2 protein-coding genes are annotated in these 743 nt (G+C 48.0%); one reads left to right on the top strand and one right to left on the bottom strand.

Translation table 11 applies throughout. The features are described 5' to 3' along the window. On the top strand, positions 1–186 hold a 186-nt coding region (locus ACFR9S_RS14470; protein WP_379818943.1), incomplete at its 5' end, for a hypothetical protein. Between the two features lie 52 nt (positions 187–238). On the opposite strand, the gene ACFR9S_RS14465 is transcribed toward ACFR9S_RS14470, so the two are convergent. Continuing rightward, positions 239–743 (bottom strand): hypothetical protein (locus tag ACFR9S_RS14465; protein ID WP_379818942.1); only part of this gene is annotated, 505 nt, incomplete at its 5' end.

The raw sequence follows: 743 nt of genomic DNA, 5'->3' as shown, positions 1-743 counted from the left end.
ATAGAAACTCCATGGCATAGGTGGTTTCGTTATATCGATGAAGATGCTGATGCTCTTGGCAGTGAACTTTATGATGAACTCAGCGAATATTATAAATGGTGCAAGTCTAATTCGAACTATCTTGAATATCCCGAGGAAGATATAGAGAAGCACAAATCGATGGCTGAAGAATATCTGACCCAATAAGGACAAACCGCCATCCTTTGCATGAGAAGGACTGCGCTACCGATCAGGGTGGCTACAATCCTTGTGACTCAAGGCTCCGCTCCCAGCGTTTGGTGGGGACGTGCCACGAACCGCAACTCTTGCAGTGGAGAATATGAACACCGTAGGTGACTTCTTTTCTCTCCGAATCCCCATTTTGGGTGACGGTGACGACATCGCGGTTCTCGGGTTTGAAGAACTGCTTCTTCGATTCTAGAGCAAACGGGCTTCGACACACGGGGCACGTCGAATCCGATTTAATTTCAAAATACGCGATTCCGATGGTCGCGATGGCGATACTCACGCCTACCACTAACTGTGTCTGCTCAATGGGTTGATTGGAGGGGTAGACTTCAGTTAGCGGCTCAATGAATGCCATCGTCATATTATCGGGGAAGAACGAGAGGAAGACGAAGTACAAGAGTACGAGACTACCCATCGTTAACCCGAGGAGGGATAGTTCGAATGTTTTGCTCGAGAATACTTCAGAGTGAAAGAGTCGCCGGAGTCGGGATCTCCAAAAAATCGAGTACCCACCG

The organism is Halolamina salina, assembly GCF_042678005.1.
Classification (GTDB): Archaea; Halobacteriota; Halobacteria; order Halobacteriales; family Haloferacaceae; genus Halolamina; species Halolamina salina.
The sequence above is the reverse complement of the archived record's forward strand: the minus strand, read 5'-3'. Positions and strand labels throughout refer to the sequence as shown.